Raw genomic sequence first — 1,197 nt, 5'->3', positions numbered from 1 at the left:
GGGCGGCAGCGGCCTTGGTGGCGGCGGGCTTCTTGGCGGCAACCGGCTTTTCAGCGGCGGCGGCGGGAGCCTTAGCGGGGGTCTTGGCCATGGCGTGCGGGTCTTTCGTGCGTGCTCGTGCGTGCGTTTTTTACGTTAGGCTTTTGATCAGACGGCTTCGGCGCCGGAGATGATCTCGATCAGCTCCTTGGTGATCTGGGCCTGGCGGGAACGGTTGTACTCAAGGGTGTAGCGCTTGATCATGTCGCCGGCGTTGCGCGTGGCGTTGTCCATCGCCGTCATCTGGCTGGCATAGAAGCCGGCCATGTTGTCGAGCAGGGCCGACAGGATCTGGACCGTCAGGTTGCGCGGCAGCAGGGTCTCGAGAATGGCCTCTTCCGAGGGCTCATACTCGTAAACCGCACCGCTCGACGGCGCAGCGCCGCCCTCGACGACCGCCGGGATCAGCTGCAGCGCCGTCGGGGTCTGGGTGACCACCGACTTGAAGCGGCTGTAGAATAGCGTGACCACGTCGATGTCGCCGGCCTCATAGAGGCGGGTGACGACGTCGGCGATCGGCTGGGCCACCGACAGGGTGAACTGGCGATAGGCCGACAGGTCGAAGTTCTCGACGATGCGGTCGGCATAGAGCCGGCGCAGCTGCACAGTCGACTTCTTGCCGACGCAGACGATCTTCACGTCCTTGCCCTGGGCGATCAGCCCGTCGATGTGCAGGCGCGCGGCCCGCACGATCGACGAGGTGAAACCACCGGCCAGGCCGCGATCGGCCGCTGCCACGATCACCAGGTGACGGTCGTCCCGTCCGGTGCCGGTCAGCAGGGCCGGAGCCCCGTCGCCGGACACGCCGGCTGCCAGGTTGGCAATCACCGAAGCCAGACGCCGGGCATAGGGACGGGCGGCCTCAGCCGCGTCCTGGCTCCGGCGCAGCTTGGCGGCTGCCACCATCTGCATCGCTTTCGTGATCTTTTGCGTCGCTTTGACGCTCGAGATCCGATTGCGCATTTCCTTCAAGCTGGCCATTCGGCGCTACTCTCTCCGAGCGTTCCGAGGGGGCTTAGGCGAAGGTCGACGAGAAGCTGTCGAGCGCGCTCTTCAGCGTGTTCTCCAGATCCTTGTCGAGCGCCTTCTTGGTGCGGATGCCGTCCAGCAGGTCCTTGTGCTGGCTGTGCAGGCGGGCCAGGAACTCGCTCTCGAAGC

2 protein-coding genes are annotated in these 1,197 nt (G+C 65.7%); both read right to left on the bottom strand.

Annotation, left to right across the window (positions count from 1 at the left end):
* Positions 1-147 precede the first annotated feature (147 nt).
* Positions 148-1,020, bottom strand: a complete 873-nt coding sequence (locus DBR10_RS07525; RefSeq protein WP_108505846.1) for a F0F1 ATP synthase subunit gamma — start codon at positions 1,018-1,020, stop codon at positions 148-150.
* Between the two features lie 34 nt (positions 1,021-1,054).
* Positions 1,055-1,197: hypothetical protein (locus DBR10_RS19800; RefSeq protein ID WP_233243316.1), on the bottom strand; the 143-nt coding region annotated here is incomplete at its 5' end.

This window comes from Caulobacter sp. HMWF025, from assembly GCF_003060965.1.
Taxonomy (GTDB): Bacteria; Pseudomonadota; Alphaproteobacteria; order Caulobacterales; family Caulobacteraceae; genus Caulobacter.
The sequence above is the reverse complement of the archived record's forward strand: the minus strand, read 5'-3'. Positions and strand labels throughout refer to the sequence as shown.